Origin of the sequence: Gordonia sp. SID5947 (assembly GCF_009862785.1) — a bacterium.
Lineage (GTDB): Bacteria > Actinomycetota > Actinomycetes > Mycobacteriales > Mycobacteriaceae > Gordonia.
Genome location: NZ_WWHU01000001.1, coordinates 997973 through 1023261 on the forward strand (window position 1 = coordinate 997973; position 25289 = coordinate 1023261).

A 25289-nucleotide genomic window follows, 5' to 3' on the forward strand; every position below is an offset into this window, starting at 1 on the left:
GAGAGGAACCTCATGACGAACGACGTAGCCATCATCGGCGTCGGTCTCCATCCCTTCGGACGGTTCGACAAGACCGCCATGCAGATGGGCGCCGAGGCCATCCACCTCGCACTCGACGATGCCGGTGTCGAGTGGAAAGACATCCAGTTCGGTTTCGGCGGCAGCTACGAGATCTCGAATCCGGACGCTGTCACCCGACTGGTGGGCTTGACCGGTATCACCTTCACCAACGTGTTCAATGCGTGTGCCACGTCGGCGAGCGCCATCGCGCAGACCGCCGACACCATCCGGCTGGGCACCTACGACATCGGCATCGCGGTGGGCATGGACAAGCACCCCCGCGGCGCTTTCACCGACAACCCGGCGAAGCTGGCGCTCCCCCAGTGGTACGCCCAGAACGGTCAGTTCCTGACCACCAAGTTCTTCGGGATGAAGGCCAACCGCTACATCCACGACCACAACATCTCGCAGTCCACCCTCGCCGAGGTCGCGGCCAAGAACTTCCGCAACGGCGAACGGAATCCGAACGCCTTTCGTCGCAGCCCGATCCCGGCCGATCAGATCCTGAACTCGCCGATGGTCAACTATCCGCTCACGCAGTACATGTTCTGTTCGCCGGACGAGGGAGCGGCTGCCGTGATCATGTGCCGCGGCGACATCGCGCACAGGTTCACCGACAAGCCGGTGTTCCTGCGTGCCAGTGAGATCCGCACACGCCGTTACGGCGCCTACGAGGTGCACGCCACCTCTGCGCCGATCGAGGAGGACGTGTCGCCGACGGTCTACGCCGCCCGTGCGGCCTACGAGCGGGCCGGAATCGGGCCCGAGGACGTCGACATCGCCCAGCTGCAGGACACCGACGCCGGTGCCGAGATCATCCACATGGCCGAGACCGGGCTGTGCAAGGACGGGGAGCAGGAGCAGCTCCTCGCCGACGGTGCCACCGAGATCACCGGATCGATCCCGGTCAACACCGACGGCGGGTTGATCGCCAACGGCGAACCGATCGGGGCGTCCGGGCTTCGCCAGATGCACGAACTCGTCCGCCAGCTACGCGGGGAGGCCGGCGACCGGCAGGTACCGGGTTCACCCAAGGTCGGGCTGGCCCAGGTCTACGGCGCCCCGGGTACCGCGTCGGCGACGATCGTCTCGCTCTGACAGCTCTGTCGGGATCCTGCGGGGCTCACCGCGATGTGGCGATGGCCGCCATGCCGTTCCGGTACGGCAGTTCGATGTCGTTCGCGTCGTAGCTGCGCAGGATCGCCAGACGGATTCGTCGCTGCAGCGACCACTGGGCGTTCGGCTTGGTCTTCAGGGTCATGCGCAGGACCACCATGTCGGGGGCGACCTCCTGGATGCCGAGCATCTCGGGAACACCGAGGACGTCAACGGCAACCGTCTCGTCCTTCAGCACCTCGTTGGCCGCCTCGAGTGCGACTTCCTGAGCGCGGTCGAGATCGGCGCTCAGCGCGACCGGCACCTCGACACGTGCCACTGCGTACTCCTGGCTCATGTTGCCGACGCGGGCGATCTCACCGTTGCGGACGTACCAGAGCGTGCCGTCGAGATCGCGCACCGTGGTGATGCGCAGGCCGACGGTCTCCACCTCGCCGATGGCCTCCCCGAGGTCGACGATGTCGCCGACACCGTACTGGTCCTCGAGCAGCATGAACACGCCGGACACGAAGTCTTTGACCAGGTTCTGTGCGCCGAAACCGATCGCAAGTCCGACCACGCCGGCGGATGCGATGAACGGAGCGATGTTGACTCCGAGGACGCTCAGGATCGACAGCACCACCCACACCAGCAGGATGATCGAGACCGTCGACTTCATCACCGAGCCGATCGTCTTGGCTCGTTGTGCTCGTCGCTCGGCGACCGCGGGGTTACGCGCCGCCGCCGGTGTCCGCTCCCGCAGGTGACGCAGCAGAGCAGGCTTGCGCTGCGACGTGTTGCCGGAGTCGGTCTTCGGCCGCCTGGTGGCCCGATCGATCGCGCGGTGCAGCAGGAAGCGCACGATCAGCGCGATCACGATGTATGTCACGATGCGGATCGGCGTCTCGATGATCCACTCGCGATTTGTCTCCGTCCATTCGAAGGCGAGCGTTTGAGCTGTCATGCCCACGACCGTACGGATGTGATCTCTCATGTCCAGTTGTGAGCGCCGTCAGCTGGGGCGTCGACCACACAGTGCGGCGAATCTCACGGTGCGGTCCACAATGGAGCCGTGACCCGTCTCATCTTCGATTGCGACACCGGCATCGACGACTCGCTCGCCCTCCTGTATCTCCTGGCCCGCCGCGATGTCGAGCTGGTCGGGATAGCCTCGACCGCCGGCAACGTGCCGGTGGACGTGGTCACCACCAACAACCTGGCGTGGCTCGAGGTGTGTGGACGCGCCGAGATCCCCGTGCACACCGGGTCGCCGGTACCCCTCGCGGCCGAACCGATGACGACCGAGAACACCCACGGTCCACTCGGGGTCGGTTACGCCGAACTCCCACCCACCACGTTGTCGGCCAGCAGGATCGACGCCGCAGACGCCTGGATCGCGGCGGCCGCGGCACACCCCGGAGAGTTGATCGGCCTGGTGACCGGTCCACTGACCTCCTTGGCAACCGCGATCCGGCGAGATCCCGCCCTCCCGTCGAGGCTGGCCCGCCTGGTGATCATGGGTGGTGCGTTCCACGTGCACGGCAACACCACACCCACATCGGAATGGAACGTCGCGGTGGACCCCGAGGCGGCTGCCGAGGTGTTCGACGCGTTCGGACGCGAGGGCGCGGAACCACCCATCGTCTGCTCCCTCGACATCACCGAGTCGGTGGCGATGACACCCGACCATCTGGTCCGCCTCGCCGCGACGGCGGGCAGCAGCCCCGTCGAGTGCCCCGACCCCACCGACGAGACCGGCCTCCGATCGGTATCCGACAACATGCTGATCCGGCACCTCGTGGATGCGGTGCGCTTCTATCTCGAGTTCCACCACGCCCACGACGAGGGCTACATCGCACATCTCCACGATCCGTTCGCGGCCATGGTGGCACTCGCGCCCGATATCGTGACGACGATCCCGGCTCGCGTCGACGTGGAGCTGATCGGGCGACACACGCGAGGCATGACCGTTGCCGACGAACGATCCATGACAGGGCCGCCCAACGCTCGCATCGCCATCACGACCGACGTCGACGCGGTGTTCGACGACCTGATCGAGACGGTCGGTTCGCTGGCGAGATCGTTTGCCGCATCGGGCAATTCGGGCAGTCCGAGCGTCACCCGGGCGTGAACACCTGCGCATCCCGGTAGTGCAGGCGTAGCGTCGACGTGTGACAGGACTCGGCTACCAGATCCCGAATTTCACCTATCCGGACGTCGCGGCGGATCGGCTCTTCCCCACCGTCGTCGCGCAGGCCGTCGAGGCCGAGGACTCCGGGTTCGACACCGTCCTGGTGATGGACCACTTCTATCAGCTGCCCATCCTCGGCACGCCGGACGAGCCGATGATCGAGTGCTACACCCTGCTCTCGGCGCTCGCCCAGCACACGTCGTCGGTCAGGCTGTCGGCGCTCGTGACCGGTAACACGTACCGCAATCCGACGCTCCTCGCCAAGACCGTGACCGCGTTGGACGTGGTGTCGGGCGGACGTGCCCAGCTGGGCATCGGTGCCGGCTGGTTCGAGCTCGAACACGATGCACTCGGCTACGAGTTCGGCACGTTCACCGATCGATTCGAGAAACTCGAGGAGTCCCTGCAGATCGTTCTCGGCATGCTCGACGGGTCTCGGCCGAGCCTCGACGGCACCTGGTATCGAGTTCATGACGCGCTCAATGTTCCTGCGCCACTGTCGAAGATCCCGGTGATGATCGGCGGCGGCGGTGAACGAAAGACGCTGCGGATGGTCGCGCAGTACGCCGATGAATCGAACCTCATCTGCGCTGTCGAGGACATCGGCCGCAAGCTCGACGCCCTTGCCGGCCACTGCGATCGATTGGGCCGCAACCGCTCCGAGATCACTGTCAGTCTGCAGACCTCGGCGTGCATCGCGCCGACCCACGACGAGGCGGTCGCCGAGTTCGAGGCGTACCTCGAACGCAATCCCGCCGCCGAGGTGCGTCGGGCGAACACCGTTGTCGGTGATCCGGATGAGGTGGGTGCACGGTTCTCCGAGCTCCTCGCGACCGGCGTGGACGGCATCACGGTCAACGCGCCCGCCAACGGCCATGTGCCGGGACGCGTCTCACTGCTTGGTGCCACGCTCGCCCCGCTCATCGGCGGCCGCTGAGACCTCACCCTCGCGTCGCCGGCCCACCCACGGCAGCGGACCTCACGCGCTCGCGGTGCTCCCGACAGCTCTGCGGCCGGACGTCGCGCCGACCAGTTGACGGTCGTCGACGATCGCGCGGACGATCTCTCCGGACCGGACGGCCATGTTGGACAGCAGTGTCGAGGTGAGTCCGTGCGTGTGCTCGGAATTGCCCTGCACAAAGATCTGACCGGTGATGTCGTCGCTCGTCTCGACCCGGTAGAGCCGGTCGAGAACGGGACGTCCGTGCCGATCCTCGCCGCAATGACGGGCCAGCTCACCGAGCATGTCCGTCAGCGACGTCGGCTCGAAACCCGTGGCGAAGACGACGGCGTCACAGTCGAGGACCGTCTCGGCTCCGGTGAGACGATGCGAGATACGGACCCGGGCGGCGTCCGCGGTCTCGACGACGTCGACCACCTCCGAGGCGCCGTGGACGAACAACCGTCGCTCACCGGTGACGCGTTCGGTGTATTCGCGCCGGTAGAGCTCCTCGATCAGTTCGGGATCCACGGCCGAATAGTTCGTGCTCCGGTGGTACTGCATCAGCCGGTCACGACTTGCCTCATCCGCCGAGAAGTATTCGTCCACCGCCTCCGGATCGAAGATCCGGTTGGCATATGGGCTGTCGTCGGCCGGTGTGTAGCCGTACTTCGCAAAAACACCGTGGACTTCCGCATCGGTTTTGTCGTGCAGGTAGGCCGCCACCTCCGCGGCGCTCTGACCGGCACCGACCACCACGAACCGGCCGCTGGAGCGACTCGGCAACTCCGCGAAGTGCGACAGCATCCGATGATTGTGGAACACCCGCGGACCTGCGGTGACGCCGGCGGGCAGTTTCGCTCGCAGCCCACCACCGAGGATCACGTTCCGCGCCCGGATCACCCCGCGGGTGGGCGAGACCACCTCGAAATGATCGTCGGACCATCGAACCGACGTGACCTCGGCCGAGTATTCGACCGGGATGTCGACACGATCCGCCGCCCACTCGAGGTAGTCGTGGAACTCCGCGCGGAGGGGGAAGAAGTCCTGCCGATTGATGAAATGGGTGAGTCGCCCACGCTCGGCCAGATAGTTGAGAAAGGTGTACGCGCTGCTGACGTTGCGCTGCGTCGCGAGATCCTTCAGGAAGGACACCTGCATCGTGGTGCCCGGCAGGAGCATGCCCGGATGCCACCCGAATGCGTCCTTCTTCTCGAAGAAGCGGGCGGTCACCTGCGCGTGCGGACCGACAGACCGGTTGTGTTCCTCGATCGCGATGGCCACGGCCAGATTCGACGGTCCGAACCCGATGCCGACCACATCGACCAACGGTGAATGATCACTGGACAAGCGTTGCTCCTCTGCGGTGTTCTGACGGTGCGTCGTCCCTGACACACGTCCCGGCCCGGCCGAACGCGCCTGTGGCCCACGCCCTGTCGCGGAATCACAACTCATCGTCCGCGACGACCAGGTGGCCGATGGAAGGTAAGACTATCCTAAACTCATCGCCGATGAAGAACGGCCACGCGAAACGGTGTTCTGCGGCCTCCGTCGAGCTGCACCCGGGGCGCGGCATCACGCACCGGTGCGCCGTCGGTGAGCACGCTCTCCGTCATCTCACGAGATGAATTGCCCTTCCGGCGGGTTGCTGACGGGGCTGCGACGGCCAGAATCGATGTATGCCGCGACCGAGCGCTCCGCCACCCGGCTCGCCCCCACCGATTCCGCCGGTCACCACCATCGACGAGGTGGTGGCAGCCCTCCACACGATCATCGATTGGTCGATCGGCACCCCGAGCCGATTGGGATACTTTGCCGCGCTGTACAAACGGATCACCCTGGCGGTGGGGGTGGCAATCGACGAAGGCTTGTTCGACGACGGCCCGCGTATGGAACGGTTCGACGCCCTGTTCGCGTCTCGATACCTCGACGCGGTCAACGGCCATTTCCACCCCGGCCGGTTTCCGAAACCGACTCGGTCGTGGCGCACCACCTTCGCCGGCGCCGACCATTCCGAACCGATCATCCTGCAGCACATGATCTCCGGGATCAACAGCCACATCGTGCTCGATCTCGGTATCGCCGCGGTGGAGACGACCGGCGGCCGGAAGCTGCCATCTCTGCGACGAGATTTCGACACCGTGAACGCGGTGCTGGCCGGCCAGGTGAACGGTGTGGTGGCAGACCTGAACGAGCTGTCCCCGGCGTTGGCAGACATCTACGCCGTCCTCGCCGAGCACCAGATCTTCCTGCTGAACGAGGCCATCAAGGCGTTTCGCGACAGCGCCTGGCGGTTCGCCACCGTGCTGGCGCTCGAGCCTGGTCTCCTGCGGCGGGCAACGATCGCCGCACGAGATCTGCAGGTGGCCCGCCAGTCGGCACTCGTGTTCGATCCGCCCGGTGTGATCGGCGTACTCGACCGGGCGGTGCTGGAGGTGGCCGAGCGCGAGAGTCGCGATGTGTCACGCAACATCGCGGTGCTCGACGAGGTGGCCTCCTCGCCGTCGCCGATCACCACGACACTCAGCTGATCACCGCACTCGGCTGATCACGACACTCGGCTGATCAGGCGATCACGCCGTGATTCAGGACGACGCCGCGCGACCGTCGAAAGCCTCGACGATCCGTTGTGCCGCGAGCGCGGGCGTGAGCTCGCCCGACCGCACCTGCTGCTCGACGTCACCACGGGTGTCCTTGACCTCCGGACTCTCGTCGAGGCGGGCGAGCACGATGTCGCGCACCATCGCCCACGTCCAGTCGATCTGCTGCTGATTGCGGCGGGCCTCGAACTGCCCGGCGTCGGTGAGTGTCTTCTTGTGGCGGAGCACTGCGTCCCAGTACTCGGCGACGCCGGTGTTCTCGATCGCGCTCATGGTGAGCACCGGGGGCGTCCACAGCGCGTCGTGCGGATAGATCAACTTCAACGCGTTCTTGAGTTCGCGCGCCGCGCTCTTCGCCTCGGTGAGATGTTTGCCGTCGGCCTTGTTCACGACGACGACATCGGCGAGCTCGAGCACGCCCTTCTTGATGCCCTGCAAGGAGTCCCCGGTGCGGGCGAGTGTCAGGAACGTGAACGTGTCGACCATGTTGGCAACTGCCACTTCGGACTGCCCCACGCCGACGGTCTCCACCAGGACCACATCGAACCCGGCGGCCTCGAGGAGCACGATGCTCTCCCGGGTTGCCTTGGCGACGCCGCCGAGAGTGCCCGAGGTCGGAGACGGTCGGATGTAGGCGTCCTTCGACATCGAGAGCCGCCCCATGCGGGTCTTGTCACCCAGGATGGAGCCGCCTGTCCTCGTCGACGACGGATCCACCGCGAGGACCGCGACCTTGTGGCCCCTCTCGATCAGGTACATCCCGAGCGCCTCGATGGTGGTCGACTTCCCCACCCCGGGGACTCCGGTGATCCCGACCCGGAACGAATTGCCCGCGTGCGGGGTCAACCGCAGCAGCAACTCCTGGGCGGCCACCCGATGGTCCGGGCGCGCCGATTCCACCAGGGTGATGGCACGGGCGAGGTCGGAACGCCGATCTGCCCGGACCGCATCCGCGAGGGCATCCACATCGACCGGCCGCCGCGCCGCTGCGCCCGCGTGTTGATCGCCCATCACTCGCCGGCGACGCCGGCCAGTTCGTGCCCGAGGCCGGCGGCCAGTTTGGTCACCAACTCCACTGCGGAGTCGGCGATCACGGTGCCGGGCGGGAAGATCGCCGCGGCCCCGGCCTCATGGAGCTCGGCGAAGTCGTCCGGCGGGATGACGCCACCGACCACGATCATGATGTCGGGGCGGCCGACATCTTCGAGAGCCTGCCGAAGCGCGGGCACCAACGTCAGGTGGCCCGCGGCCAGCGAGGAGACCCCGACGACGTGCACGTCGTTGTCGGCGGCCTGCGCGGCGACCTCCTCCGGGGTGGCGAACAGCGGGCCCACGTCCACGTCGAATCCGAGATCGGCGAATGCTGTGGCGATCACCTTCTGGCCACGATCGTGGCCGTCCTGCCCCATCTTCGCGACGAGCACGCGTGGGCGCCGTCCCTCGGCCTCACCGAACTGCCGGACGATCTCGGTCGCCGCGTCGACGTTGCTCACCTCGCCCGCCTCATGTCGATACACCCCGCTGATGGTCTTGATCTCCGCCTGATGGCGACCATAGACCTTTTCCATCGCGTCAGAGATCTCGCCGACGGTGGCCTGGTGGCGAGCGGCCTCGATGGCCAGGGCCATCAGGTTGTTGTCGAGGCCACCGTCGTCCGACGCGGCCGCCCGGGTGAGGTCGGCGAGCGCGGCCTGCACGGCTGACTCGTCGCGCTCGGCGCGCAACCGCTTCAGCTTCTCCAGCTGCTCGGATCGCACCTTGGAGTTCTCGACCTTGAGGACCTCGATCTCCTCGTCGACGTCGACCTGATACTTGTTCACACCCACGAGAGGTTGCTGGCCGGAGTCGATCCGGGCCTGCGTGCGGGCGGCTGCCTCCTCGATCCGGAGCTTTGGCAGTCCTTCGTTGATCGCCTGCGTCATGCCGCCGGCCTCTTCGACCTCGGCGATGTGCGCACGCGCCTTCTCGGCGAGCTGATGGGTGAGCCATTCGACGTAGTTCGAACCGGCCCACGGGTCGATCGGGCGGGTGGTCCCCGACTCCTGCTGCAGCAGCAGCTGGGTGTTACGGGCGATCCGCGCAGAGAAGTCGGTCGGCAGCGCGATCGCCTCGTCGAGCGCGTTGGTGTGCAGGGACTGGGTGTGACCCTGGGTCGCCGCCATCGCTTCGACACACGTGCGGGCAACGTTGTTGAACACGTCCTGGGCGGTCAGCGACCAGCCCGAGGTCTGCGAATGAGTACGCAGCGACAGCGATTTCGCGTTCGTCGGCTCGAACTGGGCCACGAGCTCGCTCCACAGCAGGCGTGCCGCGCGCAGCTTGGCCACCTCCATGAAGAAGTTCATGCCGATGCCCCAGAAGAACGACAGACGAGGCGCGAACTTGTCGATGTCGAGACCCGCGTCGAGCCCGGCCCGGATGTACTCGACACCGTCGGCCAGCGTGTACGCCAGCTCCAGATCTGCCGTCGCCCCGGCCTCCTGGATGTGGTAACCGGAGATCGAGATCGAGTTGAACTTCGGCATCTTCTGGCTGGTGTACTCGAAGATGTTCGAGATGATCCGCATCGACGGCTTCGGCGGATAGATGTAGGTGTTGCGGACCATGAACTCTTTGAGGATGTCGTTCTGGATGGTCCCGGCCAGCTTCTCCGGCGGCACCCCCTGCTCCTCAGCCGCGACCACGTAGAGCGCCAGGATCGGCAGCACGGCACCGTTCATCGTCATCGACACCGAGACGGATCCCAGGTCGATGCCGTCGAACAGCTGCCGCATGTCGAGGATCGAGTCGATGGCGACACCCGCCATGCCGACGTCGCCGGCGACGCGCGGATGGTCGGAGTCGTAGCCGCGGTGGGTGGCGAGGTCGAAGGCGACCGACAGACCCTTCTGTCCGGCGGCCAGGTTGCGCCGGTAGAAGGCGTTCGATTCGGCGGCGGTCGAGAAGCCTGCGTATTGCCGGATGGTCCACGGCTGGTTGACGTACATCGTCGGGTAGGGACCACGGACGAACGGCGCTTCCCCGGGGATGGAGTCCAGCGGATACGGATGATCACCCTCGGCGGCGATGGCATCGCGGTCGGCACGGGTGTAGATCGGTCGAACGTCGATCTGTTCCGGTGTGCTCCAGGTGATCTCGTCGGCCGTCTGCCCCTGGGCCTGTGCCAGCCGTTCGATGGCGGCGTCGGCTGCCGGGGCACCGCCGGGCGCATCGGTGGCCAGCGCCACGTCTGCGAAACTGGGGATGCTCCCGAAGGTTTCCGCGGTCGAATCCGTCCGGCTCGGTTCGGTCTGGGTCATGATGTCGCTCCCGCCGGTTCGTGGGTCAGCTGGTCGAGCAGGTCACGCAAGGTCGCCACCGCGTCGATACCGACGCGCAGCGACCCGTCCGGGCGGTCGTCGCCCTCCGGCCATTCCTTTTCCGGTCCGGCCAGCAGGACCGCGCGCAAGCCGGTGGCCCGGGCAGCCTGCAGTGCAGCGGCACCCTCGTCGGCATATCGCTGCTTGCTCCCGCAGAGCACCGCGATGCCGGCGTTCGCATCCGCCACCGCCCCGGCGATGCCCTCCGACGTCAAGGGTCCGGGGTTCACCACCGAGATACCGCCGGCAGCAAGGAGATTCGCGACAAAAGTGGTGCGACCGTTGTGCTCCGCCACGGATCCGAGCGGCAGCAGCAACACGGTGGGCCGCCGACCGGTCTCGGCGAGCACGGCGTCGGAACGATCGCGGAGCTCCTCGAAGGCCCGGCCGACGCGAGCCAGCCGCGGCGCTCCGAGCGGCACGTCGGTGACGTCGGCGACACCCGCACCCAGCGGCTTCTCGTCGAGATTGGGGAACTCGTTGACGCCGGTGACCGCGGTCCGGCGGTGCGCGACCGCATCGTCGCGGTTCGCCAGCGATGTGCCGACCCGATCGGTGATCCAGCCCGAGTCGAGGGCCGCACGGTACCCGCCTGCGGATTCGATCTGACCGAAGACTGTCCAGGCATTCGCCGCGAGGTCGTCGGTGAGCGACTCGACGAACCACGAGCCGCCGGCCGGATCCAGCACGCGCCCGATGTTGGATTCCTCCAGCAGCAGCAACTGCGTGTTGCGGGCGATCCGCCGGGAGAACGATGCGCTCGACGTGCGGTTGCCGGTCGGGATCGCGGCGTCGAAGCCGAGCACGGTGACCTGGTCGGCACCACCGACGCCGGCTCCGAACGCGGCAATCGTGGTGCGCAGCATGTTGACCCAGGGATCGCGCTGGCTCTGCATGGACAGGTCGGTGACGCCATGGGTGATCGCGGCCCCGGCCTCGGGCGCTCCGACGACCTCGGCCACCCGCGCCCAGATCTTGCGCAACGCACGGAACTTGGCGATGGTCGCGAACTGGTCATCGCCGGCGGAGACGGCAAAGGTGATCTGACGCAGCGCATCCGCGGCCGACAGGCCTGCATCGGTGAGGTCACGCAGATGCGTGACCGCCGCGGCGATCTGCAGCGCGAGCTCGAGTCCGTTGTCGGCTCCCGCGGTGGCGAAGTCCGTGCCGTCGACCCGGAATGTCCGGACGCCGGCGGGCACGTCCGTGGCCAGAGAGGTCGCCTCCGCGCCGTCCACCGTCGCGCGACCCGAGAAGGCCGCGGTCAGCGGGGACAGACCGAGTGAGGTGACGGTCGAGGTCGTCGGCGCGACGGACTCTGGCGCCGCGCCCGCCTGCCGGGACACCGACAGAAGTGCGCGTGCGGCCGCGATGCCGTCGGCTCCGGCGTCGAGGGTGACCGGGATCAAGTCGAGGTACACGCCGTCGAGGACAGCGGCGAGGTCGTCGGGCGAGATGCCCGAGCCGACGGTCAACCACAATCCACTGGCTCCCTTGGACAGGGCATCGAGTGCGGCCAGGTTGAGCTCTGCGGCCGGCGTCGCGTCGTCGCCGAACCGTTCGGTCACCCGCCAGCCCATGGTGACGTCGCGATCGGGATCGGCACCCCGGACGTACGGGAACCCTCCGGGCAGACCGGATTCGGCGTTCTCGTCCCTGCGTGTGTAGAGGGGACGGATACGGAGACCGTCGAGGGTTGTGGTGGACAGGAGTTCTTCGGCCGAGGCAGGCAATTCCTCGACAGTGGACCGCCGGGATTTCGCCAGGACGGCGGCAGCGGCTTCCGACCAGGCCTGATAGGCCTCGTCGAGCGATCGGTCGGACCGATCGAATTCCGACGCAGTGGTCTGCGGCATGGGGCGTGACACCTCCGTGTTGCTCGGGTCGAGCGCGTACCCGACTTTAGCCGAACGCTCGCTCGGCTCTCACATCGAGGGCCGATCGTGACGCATCCCACGGGCCCCGTCCGCGTAGTATTGCGCGGTGCCCATCGAGTCCCCAGCGGTCCCCGACATCCCATCGGGATCCCCGACCGCCGAGACTCGGAGGACAGGCACTTTCGGTCCGCTCCGCCGCGGTGTCGACGCCCGGGTGATCCGTCGGGCGCTGCTCCTGACCACGGTCGTCGCCGTGGTCCTGGTCGGCTCCTACCTGATCCCGATGCCGTCGGTGGCGAGTGTGCGGACCTGGGGCGAGAATCTGGGGCCGGCGTTCGCCTGGGTGTTCTTCGCCGTCTACGCGGTGGTGGCCGTCGCACCGTTCCCACGTTCGACCTTCACCGTGATGTCGGGGATCTTCTTCGGTCCGGTCGTCGGGTTCACGGGCGCGATGATCGCCTCGACGATAGCCGCGATCGTCGCTTTCTGGTTCGTTCGCACGGTCGGTAGAGAACGTGTACGGCCCTACCTGAAGAAGCCGGTGGTCCGCGCGGTCGAGTACCGCCTGAGCCGACGCGGCTGGCTCGCGGTCGGTTCGCTGCGACTCATCGCGGCGTGCCCGTTCTCGGTGGCGAACTACTGTTCGGCACTCTCCTCGGTGCGGTTTGTCCCGTACCTCGTGGCGACTGTGATCGGCATGGCTCCCGGGACTGCGGCGGTCGTCTTCCTCGGTGATGCCTTGACCGGACAGCGTGATCCACTGCTGCTGGTGCTCAGTGGATGCTTCTTCGCCGTGGGCATCATCGGCCTGATCCTCGACGCCCGGATGCCGATCGGTCGATCCCGGGGAGTCGAGACAAGCGACAATCCTTGATCCGGCCAGATCAAGGTGACAGTCGAGAATGAGTCAAGCCAAAAGGCTTGATTCCACCCAATCAAGCATATAACCTTGATTGGGTGGAGGTGGCAAATGTATGTGCTCACAGTCGACCAACGGGGCAGCCGACGCGACATCGATCGAGTCGACGCCCTCCTCGACATGGTGTCCCACGCCGATCTCGTCCGACCGTTCGAGCGCACCGCCGGAGATGAGGTACAGGCCGTGGCCGACGACGCCGCCGTCGTCGCGAAGCTCGGGGTGACCTTGGCCGCCGACGGCCATTGGAGCGTCGGGATCGGCGTCGGACCGGTGAGACTGCCTCTCCCCGCGTCCACACGTGCAGGACGCGGGCCGGCCTTCGAATATGCGCGGGAGGCCGTGGAATCCGCCAAGTCACAGCGCATCCCCCTGTCCGTTCAGGGTCCGGATGACATCTGGGCCGGACATGCCCAGACCGCCGCGCGCCTCTTGGCGGACGTCGTCGCCGGACGCAGCGACGCAGGCGCCGAAGCCGTCCGCCTCATGGACACCGGCGTGACCCAGGTCGACGGGGCGGCCCGCCTCGGCATCAGCCCCCAGGCCATGTCACAGCGTCTGCGGAGCGCTCGGTGGGACATCGAGGAGGACGCCTACCACTTGCTGGCCGAACTCTTGAGAAGGGCTGACATGTCCGACCACCCGGAGGGAATCACGTGACCGCTGTCGCCGTCGCCGTGTTCGTCGCGGCCGCCCTGATCCCGATCCTGCCCACAGTCCTCCGGGCCTACGACGTGGGTGGCGTGACCCGCAGACACCGGGCGGCGACGCTACTCGACGGCGTCACCGCCGGGACGATGATCGTCCTCGCCGGAACGACCGCGATCATCGCGACGACGACCGGCCCGGCACGCGGCGCCGGATCGGTGGTGGCCACGTGCGCCGCGATGGCCGCCGCCGTCGGTGGTGGCGGCTTCGTGGTACGCCTCGTCCTGCGGGCCGGCGGGGTCAGCCCACATCACCCGTCTCGGGAGAAGACCGACACCTCACGGCAACCCGACGACGACGCAGCCCAATCCGGACCGCTGCGAGGGGGACGGGTCATCGGGTACCTGGAACGAGCGACGGTCGCGGCAACGCTCCTCGCCGGATGGCCGGAGGGCCTCGCGGTGATCCTCGCCGTCAAGAGCCTTGCGCGCTTTCCCGAACTCCGTGCCCCGCACGCCAGCGAACAGTTCATCATGGGGACGTTCGCCTCGGTGTTGTGGGCGGCATCGATGTCCGGGGTCTGCTATTTGGTCATCCACTGACGCCGCAACGCATTCCGTGGGCGCGGTTGGTCTATTCCGGATCGGAAGGTGATCGCGTCGGCTGCAGGGCTTCTCCGCCCTGCCTCTCCGTCGGGACCTCGTAGGAGAGTTCGCGGGCGACCCGCGACGTGACCTCGGGGGCAACCGGCTTGCGGGCGACCGCCTCGGCTTCGGCGACCGCCTGCGCGACCTTCGGATCCGACGCCAACGAGAACCAATCCTCCGTCTCGGACTCGTCGAACGTGCTTGGTTCGTCGTTGCTCGGCGGTTCGTAACGGAACACCCCGTCGTCGCCCTGCACGCCGAAGGACTTCGCGAAACCCTGCAGCGCCGAACCGAAGTCGGACGGGATGACCCAGACCTTGCTCCCCTCCCCCTTCGCCATCTCGGGGAGCTGCTGCAGATATTGGTACGCCAGCAGTTCCGGCGTGGGCTTGCTCGCCTTGATCGCCGCGAACGTCTTCTCGATGGCCTTCGCCTCACCCTGAGCGTTCAGATACGCCGCGGCGCGATCGCCCTGAGCACGCAGGATCCGCGATTGGCGCTCGGCCTCGGCGCCCAGGATCGCGGCCTGTTTGGCGCCCTCGGCCGCGAGGATCTGACTCTGCTTGTTGCCTTCCGCGGTCTTGATGGCCGACTCCCGCTGACCCTCGGCGGCCAGGATCGTCGCCCGCTTCTCCCGATCTGCCTTCATCTGCTTCTCCATCGATTCCTGAATCGACGGAGGCGGCATGATGCTCTTCAGCTCGACGCGCGCCACCCGGAGACCCCAACGTCCGGTGGCCTCGTCGAGGACGCCGCGCAGCTGGCCGTTGATGGAGTCGCGTGAGGTGAGCGTCTCCTCGAGGGTCATTCCGCCGACCACGTTGCGCAGGGTGGTGATGGTCAGCTGTTCGACGCCGGCGATGTAGTCGTCGATCTCGTAGACAGCGGACCTCGGGTTGGTCACCTGGAAGTAGACGACCGTGTCGATCGACAGGGTCAAGTTGTCCTCGGTGATGACCGGCTGCGGTGGGAACGAGACGACCCGCTCACGGATGTCCACACGGGCGCGGATCCGGTCGATGAAGGGCAGCAACAACGTCAGCTGGCCCGACACCGTCCGCGTGTAACGCCCGAGCCGCTCGATGACGGCGGCCTCCGCCTGCGGGATGAGCGCCACAGACTTCACCAGCACCACCACGACCAGCAGGACCACCAGGGCCAGCACGATCAATCCGGCATACTCCATGACACGTCATCCCTTCCATACGACTGCGGTGGCACCGTCGATCTGCACCACGGTCACTTCTATCCCGGGTTCGATCACCTCGCCCGCCTCGAGCGCACGCGCCGACCACACCTCACCGCCGATCTTCACGCGACCGTCGTGCTCGTCCACGCGCTCGGTGACCAGAGCGTGACGGCCTTCGAGTGCCTCGGTGTTGGTGAGCACCGGCGGTCGGCTGAGCATGTGGCGCCGTGCGACGGGGCGTGCCACCGCGAGCAACAGCACCGAGACGACCGCAAAGGTCACGGCATCGACCCAGAGAGGCGGATCGAACACCAGGTCGACGCCCGCCGCTGCCAGCGCTCCACCACCCAGCATCAACAACACCAGGTCGCCGACGAACATCTCGGCGATCACCAGGAGAATCGCGGCAACCAACCACAACAACGCGGTCATGACACCAGTGTGCCAGAGATCACGCTACGGGCCGCCGGACGAGTCGGTGTGCCTGCCGCGTCTCAGACGTCGTCGCCGGCGGCCGTGACGAAGTCGATCAGTTGTTCCACCGAGCGCAGCAGATCCACTTCCAGGTCACGGAAGTCACGGGCCCCGGCAAGGACTCTCCGCCAGCCATCCTGTGGTGTACCCCACCGCAATTCGCGACAGACACCGGTCTTCCAGTCGGTTCCGCGGGGAATCTGCGGCCATGCGGCGATCCCTACGGAGGCGGGCTTCACCGCCTCCCACACATCGATGTAGGGATGCCCGCAGACGAGGACGTGCTCTCCCACCGATCCGGTCAGCCGCATCTCCTTGGACCCGGCAACCAGGTGGTCGACGAGGACACCGGCGCGCCGATGCGCTCCGGGCTCGAATGCATCGAGGGTCGCGGCCAGGTTGTCGAGCCCGTCCAGACTCTCGACCACCACGCCCTCGGCCCGCAGGTCGGCGCCCCAGACACGTTCGACGAGGGTCGCGTCGTGGACCCCTTCGACAAAGATCCGACTCGCCCGCGCGGTACGGGCGCGCCTTGTCGGGGCGACACGGGACCCGGACGCGGTCGTGGTGCGCGCCTGCGGGCCCCGGGTGCGCGGACGAACCAGGGTCACCGGCTTCCCGTCGATCAGGAACGCAGCGGGATGCATCAGGAAGACCCGGGTGGCGCCCCGACGGTCCTCCAACCGGACCAGGTCGCCCGAGTAGCTCTTCTCCAGTCCCACGACCGCCCCGCAGAATCCGGTCGCCGCGTCCTCGACGACGAGGTCCCGCTCGGCGGCCACCTCCGGAGCACGTGGCTTGGCCTTCCGCGGGCTCGCCAACACATCTCGTCCATAACGGTCATCGGTCACGGAGAGCCACGGTAAGACGTCGACCGCTCGAACCACGCCGAGCCACGCCGGGTTTCCCGGAATCCGACCGCTCGCCTATCGTAGAAAACCTATGACCAGCACCGACCTCTTCGTCTCCGGCCCACCCGCATGGCCGGGCTGCGCGCTGGGCGCATGGGCCGCGGCCTGGCTCGGCGGCCGGTGCGCACCCGACGACGTGACCGACACCATGTCCGAGTTCGCCGCGGGTCACATCGTCGTCGACCCCGAGGGAATCGTGGACGTCGCGGACGGTAGAGACGCGCGTCTGGCCTTGCTCACGATCCTCCGCAGGGCGCGGCAGATCGAGGCCCGCCTGCCGACATCGGGTGCCCCGCAAGGCCTTCCACCCGAACCCGCCACCGCCGCAGCACTCGACGCCGGCGAGATCCTGTTGATCCACGGCGATGCCGCGACGGCCCCGACGATCGGGCTGATCCCGACGCTGGACGGAGAGACGTGCCGTTGGACGGTCCATCGCTTTCGTGATGCGCTTCCGGCTCTCCAGCCCGAGCCCCTCGGCCAGGTGGAGTACGACCTGCGTGAGGCGATCAGGGAGACCGCGACGATCATCAGCGGCCTCGGCAGCGGCGGTTCTCGGCACGGCGGCACCGAGTTGCGTGCCACGCTCGCCGTTCTCACAGGGCGCCACCAGGTGATCCTTCCGCCGCACGACGACCCCCGCGCCACCCGGGTCATCGATTCCGCCGCCCGTGTGGAGGCGATCATCACGCTGGCGGGTGCGCACGCCCCGACATTCGGCGTGACGGCGCGCCACGTCGAGACCGGGGACGCCCGCCTACGGCGCCTTGCAGGTCTGGCCCGAGCGGCACGGGCGGCGGCGGTCAATCGGGTGATCGCCGAGCACCTTCCGGCCGACCGCTGACACGTCCCACCGTGACGGTGGACCGGCGATCGGGCTGCGGCCGGTCAGGCCGGCGCCTGCGGGCGGGCCACTGGCACACAGCAATCCGGGCGACAGATCCGCCCGTTGTCGCCGCAACCCATCGCCGTGAGATCGCCGCGCCCATCGGCATACCGCTCGACAAGGCCCGCGATCATCTCGACGAATCGCGGATCGGTGCCGACGGTGTCGGCCCGCACATAGTCGAGGCCGAGTCGCTCCGCGACCTCCGCGGCCTCGTTGTCGAGATCCCAGATCACCTCGAGATGATCCGAGATGAATCCGACCGGGTACACGACAACCTGACGAACACCCTGTCCGGCAAGGCTTTCCAGGTGGTCGCAGATGTCGGGCTCGAGCCACGGCACCTGCGGCGGGCCTGAACGTGACTGCCAGACCTGGTCGAACTGCCGGGCGCCGACCGCATCGGCGACCGCCGCCGACGCCGCGTGGACCTGTGCCGAATACCGGCCGCCACCCTCGGCGGCCGGACCGGCGGCGCGATCGGCAGACGTCGGGACCGAATGCGCGGTGAACACCAGGCGAGGTTCGACGTCGCCGGTCGGCAACTCGTCCATGGCCCGACGGACCGCGTCGGCACCTGCCGCGACCATGGCCGGCTGGTCCCAATAGTGCGGAAGTTTGCGCAGCACCACCGGATCCTGCGCGCTCGCCGGCACCGCAGCGGCCAGGGCATCGACCGCCCGGGCGATGTCCTCGTGATACTGGCGACAGCCCGAATAGCCCGCCCAGGCCGATGTCGGGAACACCACTATCCGTCGATGCCCGTCTCGGTACATCGCCACCAGGGTGTCCTCGACAAGCGGATGCCAGTTGCGATTACCGAAGTAGACCGGCAATTCGCTGCCGCGGTCGGCGAGCGCCGAGCGCAACGCGCCGATCATCTCGATGTTGAGCCGGTTGATCGGTGAGACACCGCCGAAGTGGAGATAATGTTCCGCGACCGCCTCGAGGCGCTCACGGGGAACCCCCCGGCCACGAGTGACGTTCTCCAGGAACGGCATCACGTCGTCGGGTCCGTCCGGTCCACCGAAGCTCAGGAACAGAACGGCGTCGAAGCGCTGCGCGGACGCGTCCACTAGCCGGTGAAATTCTCCGGGAACCAGGTGTTGTGGCTCGCACCGCCGTCGACATAGACGATCGAACCCGTGGTGCCCGGCAACCAGTCGGAGAGCAACGCGCACACCGACTTGGCGACCACGGTCGGGTCGTCCACATCCCAGCCGATCGGCGAGGCCCCGTCCCAGTAGGTGTTGAGCATGTTCAGTTGCTTCGCGTCGTCGGTGGCGGTCCCGGCGATGGCCTTGGCGGCCAGCGTCTTGATCGGCCCGGCGGCAACCAGATTGGACCGGATTCGCTTGGCGGTGCCCACCTCGCGAGCCACATAGCGATTGACCGACTCGAGCGCCGCCTTGGCGACACCCATCCAGTTGTAATACGGCAGTGCCGTACGCGGATCGAAGTCCATGCCGACGATGGAGCCGCCCTCGTTCATGGCAGGCAGTACGGCACGGGCCAGCGATGCGTAGCTCCACGCGGAGATCTCGAACGCCTTGGCCGCGTCAGGTCCCGGCCCTTCGAGGAACGGCACGGCCTCGGGGCCCATCAGCGTCCGGGGGGCGAACGCGATCGAATGCATCACACCGTCGATGCCCTCCGGTGCGAGCTCCTTGACCTTGTCCGCCAAGGTGTTCAGATCGTCCTCACTGGTGATGTCGAGACCGATCGCGGGCGGCACCTCCTGCGGAAGCCGCTTGGCGATCCGGTCGATCAGCCTCAGCCGTTCCGGGATACCGGTGATGATCACCTTGGCGCCCTGCTCCTGTGCCATGGCCGCCGCATGAAACGCGATGGACGCATCGGTGATGATGCCGGTGATGAGGACGGTCTTGCCGTCGAGAATTCCTGTCACGGTTCGCTCCTGAGTGTCTGGTGGTCCGAGGTGAAAAGGTCAGTTGCCCATGCCCATGCCGCCATCGACGGGGATGACCGCGCCGGTGATGTAGTTGCCCTGATCCGAGGCCAGGAAGCTGATGGTCGCGGCGACGTCCTCGGGCTGTCCGACTCGACCCAGCGGGATCGCCTGCTTGGCCATGTCCACGTAGCGATCCTCCATCGCAGCGGTCATGTCGGTCTCGATGAAACCCGGTGCGACCACGTTGGCCGTGATGTTGCGCGAGCCGACCTCCCGGGCGATCGACCGTGCCATGCCGATCAATCCGGCCTTGGAGGCCGCGTAGTTCACCTGGCCGGGGATGCCCGACATGGCGACCACCGAGCCGAGGAAGATCATGCGGCCCCATTTTGCGCGCTGCATCCCCTTGGTGGCGCGCTTCGCGCAACGGAACGCGCCGGTGAGATTCGCGTCGATGACCTTCTCGAAGGATTCCTCGCTCAGCCGCATGAGCAGCATGTTTTCGGTGATACCCGCGTTGGCCACGAGCACCTCCACCGGTCCCTGATGCTCGGCGACCTCGTCGAAGGCGCGCTCGACGGATTCGTTGTCCGTCACGTCGCACTGCACGCCGAACAAGCCGTCCGGTGCGCCCGAACCACGGTGGGTGACCGCCACCTTGTGGCCGTCGGCCGCCAGACGGCGCGCGACCGCGAGTCCGATCCCGCGGTTGCCGCCGGTCACCAGAACCGATCGGGAGACCTGCTGAGCTTCGTTGCTGTCTGCCATGGTGGCCAACCTATCCGTTCGTCACTGTTCTCATGTCAATGTGGTCGCTCTCAGGGCAGGCGCCGATTGATGGCCAGGGCCGCGAACGCCGAGAGAAGCGCTAACAAGGTACCGGCGATCAGCCACGGACGGGAATTGTCGCCGCGGCGTTTCTCGTAACCGATCTGCTGTTGGAGAGTCTCGTAGACCTTGTTGAGCTCGTCCAGGCTCGACGCCGTGAAGAACTGTCCGCCACTGAGATTGGCGATCTTGCGCAGCGACTCGTCGTCGACCGGGACCGGTACCTGATCGCCCTCGAGATCGACGGTCCCGCTCATGGTGCCGAAGGAGATGCTCGACACCGGGATCTTCTCCTCCTTGGCCTTGCGCGCCGCGGTGAACGCGCCGCGCGGATCGTCGGGATCGTCGGGCATCGTCTCCTTGCCGTCGGACAAGAGGACGACCCGTGCGGGCGGCGCCGCCGCATCTCCACCGAGGACCGCATTGAGGGTCTTGATCTGCTGGATAGCCGCGAAGATCCCCTCCCCGGTCGCGGTCTTGTCGTCGAGCCGCAGTTTGTCGACCGCTTCCTTGGTCGCGTTGTGATCCGGCGTCGGCGACACCAGGGTCGACGCGGTGCCGGCGTACGAGATCAGGCCGAGGTTGATGCCGTCGGTCAGCTCGTCTGCGAACTTCCGCGCCGCGTCCTGGGCGGCCTTGATACGCGACGGCGAGACGTCCGTGGCGTTCATCGACCGCGACACATCCATCACGAGGATGACCGTGGCCTTGTTGCGTGGCACACGACGGTCCGCCTGGGGTGCGGCGACCCCGACGACGAGCAGGATGAGTGCGACCAGCAGCAGTGCGATGGGGACATGGCGCCAGCGGTTGCGCTGCGGGGGTGCGACACGATTGAGGAGGTCGAGGTTCGCGAACGTCAGTGCGCGCTTGCGCCGCAGCCGCTGGACGTAGACATAGGCGGCGCCGAGTGCGGCCACGACCAGGAGCAGCAAGAGCCACCATGGGCTCGCCAGGAACGACACGCCGGCGTCACCCGACCCCGGCGGCCAGGCCGCGACGACGCTGGGCAACGAATTTGACGGTGTCGGTGATCCAGTCGCGATCGGTCGACAGGCTCAGGACGGGACCTCCGCAACTACGGATCGTGCGGTGCACCTTCTGCTGGTGGGCGCGGGCGGCGGACGCGAAATCCCGGCGGACCGCAGGCGTGATCGTGAGCTCCCGGACCTCGCCGGATTCGGCGTCGGCGAGCGTCACCTCGCCGATGTCGGGCAGTTCGAGATCACGCGGATCGAGCACCTCCACGGCGAGTAGCTCGTGATGCGCCCCGATCGCCCGCAATGACCGTTCCCAGTCGATCGGCCCGAGGAAGTCACTGATCACCACGGCGAGGCCACGGCGTCGCTGCGGCCGACGCAGTGCCTCTATCCCCGCGTGCAGGTCGCCGCGCACGCCGGTCGACGCACGTGACGTGGTCGCAATGGCCTTGAGCAGGTTCTGCGCATGCGCACGACCGCTGCGTGCGGGCACCCGCACCAGCTGATCCCCGGTCACGACGATCGCACCGTGGCGATTGCCACCGCCGGAGGTGAGATGCACCAGCGCCGCCGCTGCCGCGACCGCCAGGTCGCGTTTTGTGCAGTTGACCGTGCCGAAATCGAGGCTCGCCGACATGTCGACGACCAACCACGTCTCTAGTTCGCGGTCGGCGATCATCTGCCGCACGTGCGGCTGGGTGGTGCGCGCGGTCACCGACCACTCCATCCGACGGATGTCGTCGCCGGGTTGATATGGCCGCGCCTCCCCGGGCTCGGATCCGGGACCCGGGATCAGGCCGAGATGCTCCCCCTGCAGCACGCCGTCGAGCTTGCGGCGCACGGTCAGCTCCAGCGTCCGCAAAGCGGCGGTGAGCTGCGGTTCGGACAGCAGCCCGGCGCCGAGCGACGGCAGCTCGTTATTGGCCGGCATACCGTGGCGGCGCCTGGTTCACCGCAGCACCATTGGTCTGACCCGGATGCTGTTGCGGTGCATGTTGATTGGCGGCTTGGCCGGGAGCCGGCGGCGGGCCGGCCGGTGCCGCGGGAGGCCCGGAGTAGGAGGCAGGCGCGACCGGCTGTGCGCCGACCTGCGGCAGCCCGACCGTCTGCAGCACGCGGGTGATCACCTGATCGGCGTCCACCTCGTCGGCGAGCGCGTCGTAGCTGAGCACCAGGCGGTGGCGGAGGACGTCGGGGATGATCTCGACGACGTCCTGCGGGATCACATAGTCACGGCCGCGCACCAGCGCGAGCGCCCGTGCGGCCGCGACGATCCCGAGGGTTGCGCGCGGCGAGGCCCCGTAGGAGAGCCAGGCAGCGACGTCGGACATCCCGAGTTCGGCCGGACGCCGGGTGGCGTTGATGACCCGGACCACGTAGTCGACGAGCGCGTGGTGGACGAAGACGTCGGCGGCGGTCCGCTGCAGCCGGATCATCGTCTCCGGGTCGAGGATCTGCGACGCGGTCGGTGGGACGTTGCCCATGCGGTAGACGATCTCGCGTTCTTCCTCGACCGTCGGATAATCGACCAGGACCTTGAAGAGGAAACGGTCTCGCTGCGCTTCCGGCAGCGGGTAGACGCCCTCGTTCTCGATCGGGTTCTGCGTCGCCATCACCAGGAACGGATCAGGCATGGGATAGGTGGTGCCGCCGATCGAGACATGCCGTTCGGCCATCACCTCGAGCAGCGCCGACTGCACCTTCGCCGGCGCGCGGTTGATCTCGTCGGCCAGCAGGAAGTTGGCCACCACGGGTCCGAGTTCGGTGTCGAACTCCTCGCGGCCCTGACGGTAGATGCGGGTACCGATGAGGTCGGTGGGCACGAGGTCGGGGGTGAACTGCACGCGGGAGAACGAGCCGCCGACGACGTTGGCAAAGGTCTCCACCGCGAGGGTCTTGGCCACGCCGGGCACACCCTCGAGCAGGATGTGGCCGCGCGCGAGCAGGCCGACCAGGATGCGCTCGACGAGCGCGTCCTGTCCGACGATGACCCGTTTCACCTCGTAGATCGCTCGTTCCAGCAGCTTGACGTCAGCGTCGGACAGCGAGACCGATCCGTCGCGGCCGGCTCCGCCCGCGGGTTCGGCAGGGGGATGCGAAGAGGTCAACCGGTGCTCCTTGTTCATCTACGTGTCGCGCAGCAATGTGGGGCGGCCTGTCGTGTCGCTGCCAGCGTAGTCGCGTTGCCTGAACGGTGGCCAAGAAGGGGTCGTCCGGACGGGCGCGACTCAGAGCAGACGGACCACGTTGGGCATTGCCCCGCTGGTACGCAGCGGCGACACCTTCACGACGGACCCGGACTCCGGCGCCTCGACCATCTTGTTGTCGCCGAGGTAGAGCGCCACGTGCTGGCTCGCGTTCGGACCGTAGAAGATCATGTCGCCGCGCTTGATCTGCGACAGCGGGAACTGCGGACCGGAGGTGTACTGGTACCCCGTGTAGTGCGGCAGGTCGATCCCGACACCGGCGAAGGCGTAGATCATCAGACCCGAGCAGTCGAACCCGATCTTGTTGTAGTCCCCGTAGCTGTCGGCCACGCCGCCGTCGCGGATGCCACGCGTCGGACCGTTCGCGTCACCGCCGCCCCATGCGTAGGGCACGTTGAGCTGCGACAGGGCTCGATTGACCGCGATCTCGACGGCCTGCGGTCCACGCAGGCCGGGGCGGACCATGCCGCCGCCCGACGAACTGCCGAACAGGCTGCCGAGGCTGCCGGAACCCAGTGCCGAACTCAACGAGTCCGCACCGCTGCCCGTCATGTCGGATCCGCCGACGCCCAACTCGTCGAGCAACTGCGAGTGCGGCACCTGTTGCCTGCCGACCACACCGGCGAGGACCTTCTGGCCGACGTCGAGAGCCAGCTTTGCCGCCGCCTCCGCCGCCACCGCGAGCGCCTGGTTGTCTCCCCCGCCACCGGCCGGAGCACCGGGGGCACCCGGCGCCGCGGGGGTGGTCGGCGAATCCGGGAAGAGGTTCTGCAGGAGATCACCGGATGTCGGACCCTCGACCTCACGCTTGGGGGCGACACCTCGGATCTTGTCCAGCGACGCCTGCACCTTGTCCCGCTTCTCGACCAACTTTCCGCGACGCTGTTGCTCCGCGGCCGCGGCCGAGCGCGCCTCGGACACCGCGGCCAGGGCGTCGTCCTTGCGCGTCTCGGCGCTCTTGGTGGCGAACGCGGCCTGGCGTTTGGTTGCCTCCACCGCGGCGACGCGGTTGGCCTGCTGGTTACGGGCGACCTGAAGACGCTCGATCGTGTCCCGTTGTTGTTTGCCGAGGCGGTCGAGCACGGTCACCCGGTCGAGCACCGACTGCGGGTTGTCCGACGAGACATAGTTCGACATGGAGTTCTGTGCGGTACCCCGCTGATAGACGTTGCGTGCGAAGTGATCGAAGTCCTTCTGCGCCTGGACGACCCGACGACTTGCTTGGTCGAGTGAACGCTTCGACGAGGTGGCGGCGACGGTGGCGAGGTGCTGGGCGGCGACCGAGTTCTGGTAGTCCACGAGCGCACGGTTGACGTTCTCCTGCCGCACCGCGATCGCGTTGTCGAGGTCGGCGATGTTCTGGTTGGCCTTGGCGATCTGGTTGATCAGGGCCGACACACCAGACTTGGCACGTTCGGGCGCCGCCTGCGCCGTTCCGGCTCCGATTGCGCCGAGAACCACGATGACCATGAGCACGCCGAGGCGTGCGAGCGGCGACAACAGGCCCGCTCGTCCGGCTCCGGGCGCCGATGGTCTCCCACGCGCCGCAGCGGTATTACCTCGCCTCAC

At 67.3% G+C, this 25289-nt stretch carries 23 protein-coding genes; 8 read left to right on the plus strand and 15 right to left on the minus strand.

All coding sequences use genetic code 11. From position 1 onward, the window contains the following. The first annotated feature begins 12 nt into the window (after positions 1-12). Positions 13-1158 carry a thiolase family protein gene (locus GTV32_RS04640; RefSeq protein WP_161059132.1) on the plus strand — a complete coding sequence of 382 codons (1146 nt, stop codon included), beginning with the start codon at positions 13-15 and terminating at the stop codon, positions 1156-1158. Positions 1159-1183: 25 nt separating this feature from the next. Here GTV32_RS04640 and GTV32_RS04645 read toward each other — a convergent pair whose 3' ends face one another. Continuing rightward, positions 1184-2119 carry a mechanosensitive ion channel family protein gene (locus GTV32_RS04645; protein WP_161059133.1) on the minus strand — a complete coding sequence of 312 codons (936 nt, stop codon included), beginning with the start codon at positions 2117-2119 and terminating at the stop codon, positions 1184-1186. A 108-nt stretch (positions 2120-2227) separates the two neighbouring features. On the opposite strand from GTV32_RS04645, the gene GTV32_RS04650 reads away from it, so the two are divergent. Together GTV32_RS04650 and GTV32_RS04655 are read left to right on the plus strand one after the other, a co-directional pair. Then, positions 2228-3286 carry a nucleoside hydrolase gene (locus GTV32_RS04650; RefSeq protein WP_161059134.1) on the plus strand — a complete coding sequence of 353 codons (1059 nt, stop codon included), beginning with the start codon at positions 2228-2230 and terminating at the stop codon, positions 3284-3286. Between the two features lie 40 nt (positions 3287-3326). Further along, positions 3327-4283 (plus strand): LLM class F420-dependent oxidoreductase, encoded by a 957-nt coding sequence (locus GTV32_RS04655; RefSeq protein ID WP_161059135.1) that lies wholly within the window; start codon positions 3327-3329, stop codon positions 4281-4283. A gap of 42 nt (positions 4284-4325) precedes the next feature. Here the strand turns inward: GTV32_RS04655 and GTV32_RS04660 are convergent, their stop codons facing one another. After that, on the minus strand, positions 4326-5636 hold the full coding sequence (locus GTV32_RS04660; RefSeq protein ID WP_161059136.1) for a SidA/IucD/PvdA family monooxygenase: 1311 nt from the start codon (positions 5634-5636) through the stop codon (positions 4326-4328). Positions 5637-5965: 329 nt separating this feature from the next. Between GTV32_RS04660 and GTV32_RS04665 the strand changes: the two genes are divergently transcribed. Further along, positions 5966-6817 (plus strand): DUF5995 family protein, encoded by an 852-nt coding sequence (locus tag GTV32_RS04665; RefSeq protein WP_161059137.1) that lies wholly within the window; start codon positions 5966-5968, stop codon positions 6815-6817. Between the two features lie 54 nt (positions 6818-6871). Here the strand turns inward: GTV32_RS04665 and meaB are convergent, their stop codons facing one another. The 3 genes from meaB to GTV32_RS04680 are packed head-to-tail and all read right to left on the minus strand — an operon-like array spanning position 6872 to position 12101. Further along, a complete protein-coding gene (gene meaB / locus GTV32_RS04670; RefSeq protein ID WP_161059138.1) occupies positions 6872-7897 on the minus strand; it encodes a methylmalonyl Co-A mutase-associated GTPase MeaB in 1026 nt (341 codons plus the stop codon). Beyond that, entirely contained in the window at positions 7897-10185 is a 2289-nt protein-coding gene (gene scpA / locus GTV32_RS04675) for a methylmalonyl-CoA mutase (protein WP_161059139.1), read from the minus strand. The genes meaB and scpA overlap by 1 nt, the downstream gene beginning before the upstream one ends. Then, positions 10182-12101, minus strand: a complete 1920-nt coding sequence (locus tag GTV32_RS04680; protein WP_161059140.1) for a methylmalonyl-CoA mutase family protein — start codon at positions 12099-12101, stop codon at positions 10182-10184. Before GTV32_RS04680 ends, scpA begins: the two co-directional genes overlap by 4 nt. 157 nt (positions 12102-12258) lie before the next feature. Between GTV32_RS04680 and GTV32_RS04685 the strand changes: the two genes are divergently transcribed. From GTV32_RS04685 to GTV32_RS04695, 3 genes are all read left to right on the plus strand, one after another. Further along, on the plus strand, positions 12259-12996 hold the full coding sequence (locus GTV32_RS04685; protein ID WP_343287432.1) for a TVP38/TMEM64 family protein: 738 nt from the start codon (positions 12259-12261) through the stop codon (positions 12994-12996). Between the two features lie 96 nt (positions 12997-13092). Beyond that, complete coding sequence (locus GTV32_RS04690; RefSeq protein ID WP_161059141.1) at positions 13093-13698, plus strand: hypothetical protein; 606 nt, start codon at positions 13093-13095, stop codon at positions 13696-13698. Then, positions 13695-14288 carry a hypothetical protein gene (locus GTV32_RS04695; RefSeq protein ID WP_161059142.1) on the plus strand — a complete coding sequence of 198 codons (594 nt, stop codon included), beginning with the start codon at positions 13695-13697 and terminating at the stop codon, positions 14286-14288. Before GTV32_RS04690 ends, GTV32_RS04695 begins: the two co-directional genes overlap by 4 nt. A gap of 31 nt (positions 14289-14319) precedes the next feature. Here GTV32_RS04695 and GTV32_RS04700 read toward each other — a convergent pair whose 3' ends face one another. From GTV32_RS04700 to GTV32_RS04710, 3 genes are all read right to left on the minus strand, one after another. Further along, positions 14320-15519, minus strand: a complete 1200-nt coding sequence (locus tag GTV32_RS04700; protein WP_161059143.1) for an SPFH domain-containing protein — start codon at positions 15517-15519, stop codon at positions 14320-14322. 6 nt (positions 15520-15525) lie between these two features. Beyond that, complete coding sequence (locus GTV32_RS04705; RefSeq protein ID WP_161059144.1) at positions 15526-15954, minus strand: NfeD family protein; 429 nt, start codon at positions 15952-15954, stop codon at positions 15526-15528. 62 nt (positions 15955-16016) lie between these two features. Continuing rightward, on the minus strand, positions 16017-16847 hold the full coding sequence (locus tag GTV32_RS04710; RefSeq protein ID WP_161059145.1) for a DUF3097 domain-containing protein: 831 nt from the start codon (positions 16845-16847) through the stop codon (positions 16017-16019). 91 nt (positions 16848-16938) lie between these two features. On the opposite strand from GTV32_RS04710, the gene GTV32_RS04715 reads away from it, so the two are divergent. Further along, the gene (locus GTV32_RS04715; RefSeq protein ID WP_161059146.1) at positions 16939-17751 is read left to right on the plus strand and encodes a hypothetical protein; all 813 of its coding nucleotides are present in this window, start codon (positions 16939-16941) and stop codon (positions 17749-17751) included. A gap of 44 nt (positions 17752-17795) precedes the next feature. Here GTV32_RS04715 and GTV32_RS04720 read toward each other — a convergent pair whose 3' ends face one another. From GTV32_RS04720 to GTV32_RS04750, 7 genes are all read right to left on the minus strand, one after another. Further along, complete coding sequence (locus GTV32_RS04720) at positions 17796-18869, minus strand: ferrochelatase (protein ID WP_161059147.1); 1074 nt, start codon at positions 18867-18869, stop codon at positions 17796-17798. Beyond that, positions 18869-19702 (minus strand): NADH-dependent enoyl-ACP reductase InhA, encoded by an 834-nt coding sequence (gene inhA / locus GTV32_RS04725; protein ID WP_161059148.1) that lies wholly within the window; start codon positions 19700-19702, stop codon positions 18869-18871. The genes GTV32_RS04720 and inhA overlap by 1 nt, the downstream gene beginning before the upstream one ends. Before the next feature lie 39 nt (positions 19703-19741). Continuing rightward, positions 19742-20473, minus strand: a complete 732-nt coding sequence (gene fabG1, locus GTV32_RS04730; protein WP_161059149.1) for a 3-oxoacyl-ACP reductase FabG1 — start codon at positions 20471-20473, stop codon at positions 19742-19744. 50 nt (positions 20474-20523) lie between these two features. Next, on the minus strand, positions 20524-21498 hold the full coding sequence (locus GTV32_RS04735; RefSeq protein ID WP_161062345.1) for a VWA domain-containing protein: 975 nt from the start codon (positions 21496-21498) through the stop codon (positions 20524-20526). Positions 21499-21505: 7 nt separating this feature from the next. Continuing rightward, positions 21506-22444 (minus strand): DUF58 domain-containing protein, encoded by a 939-nt coding sequence (locus GTV32_RS04740; protein ID WP_161059150.1) that lies wholly within the window; start codon positions 22442-22444, stop codon positions 21506-21508. Further along, positions 22431-23621, minus strand: coding sequence for a MoxR family ATPase (locus GTV32_RS04745; RefSeq protein WP_161059151.1), 1191 nt, complete (start codon positions 23619-23621; stop codon positions 22431-22433). The genes GTV32_RS04740 and GTV32_RS04745 overlap by 14 nt, the downstream gene beginning before the upstream one ends. A gap of 120 nt (positions 23622-23741) precedes the next feature. Further along, on the minus strand, positions 23742-25190 hold the full coding sequence (locus GTV32_RS04750; RefSeq protein WP_161062346.1) for an NlpC/P60 family protein: 1449 nt from the start codon (positions 25188-25190) through the stop codon (positions 23742-23744). Between the last annotated feature and the right edge of the window lie 99 nt (positions 25191-25289).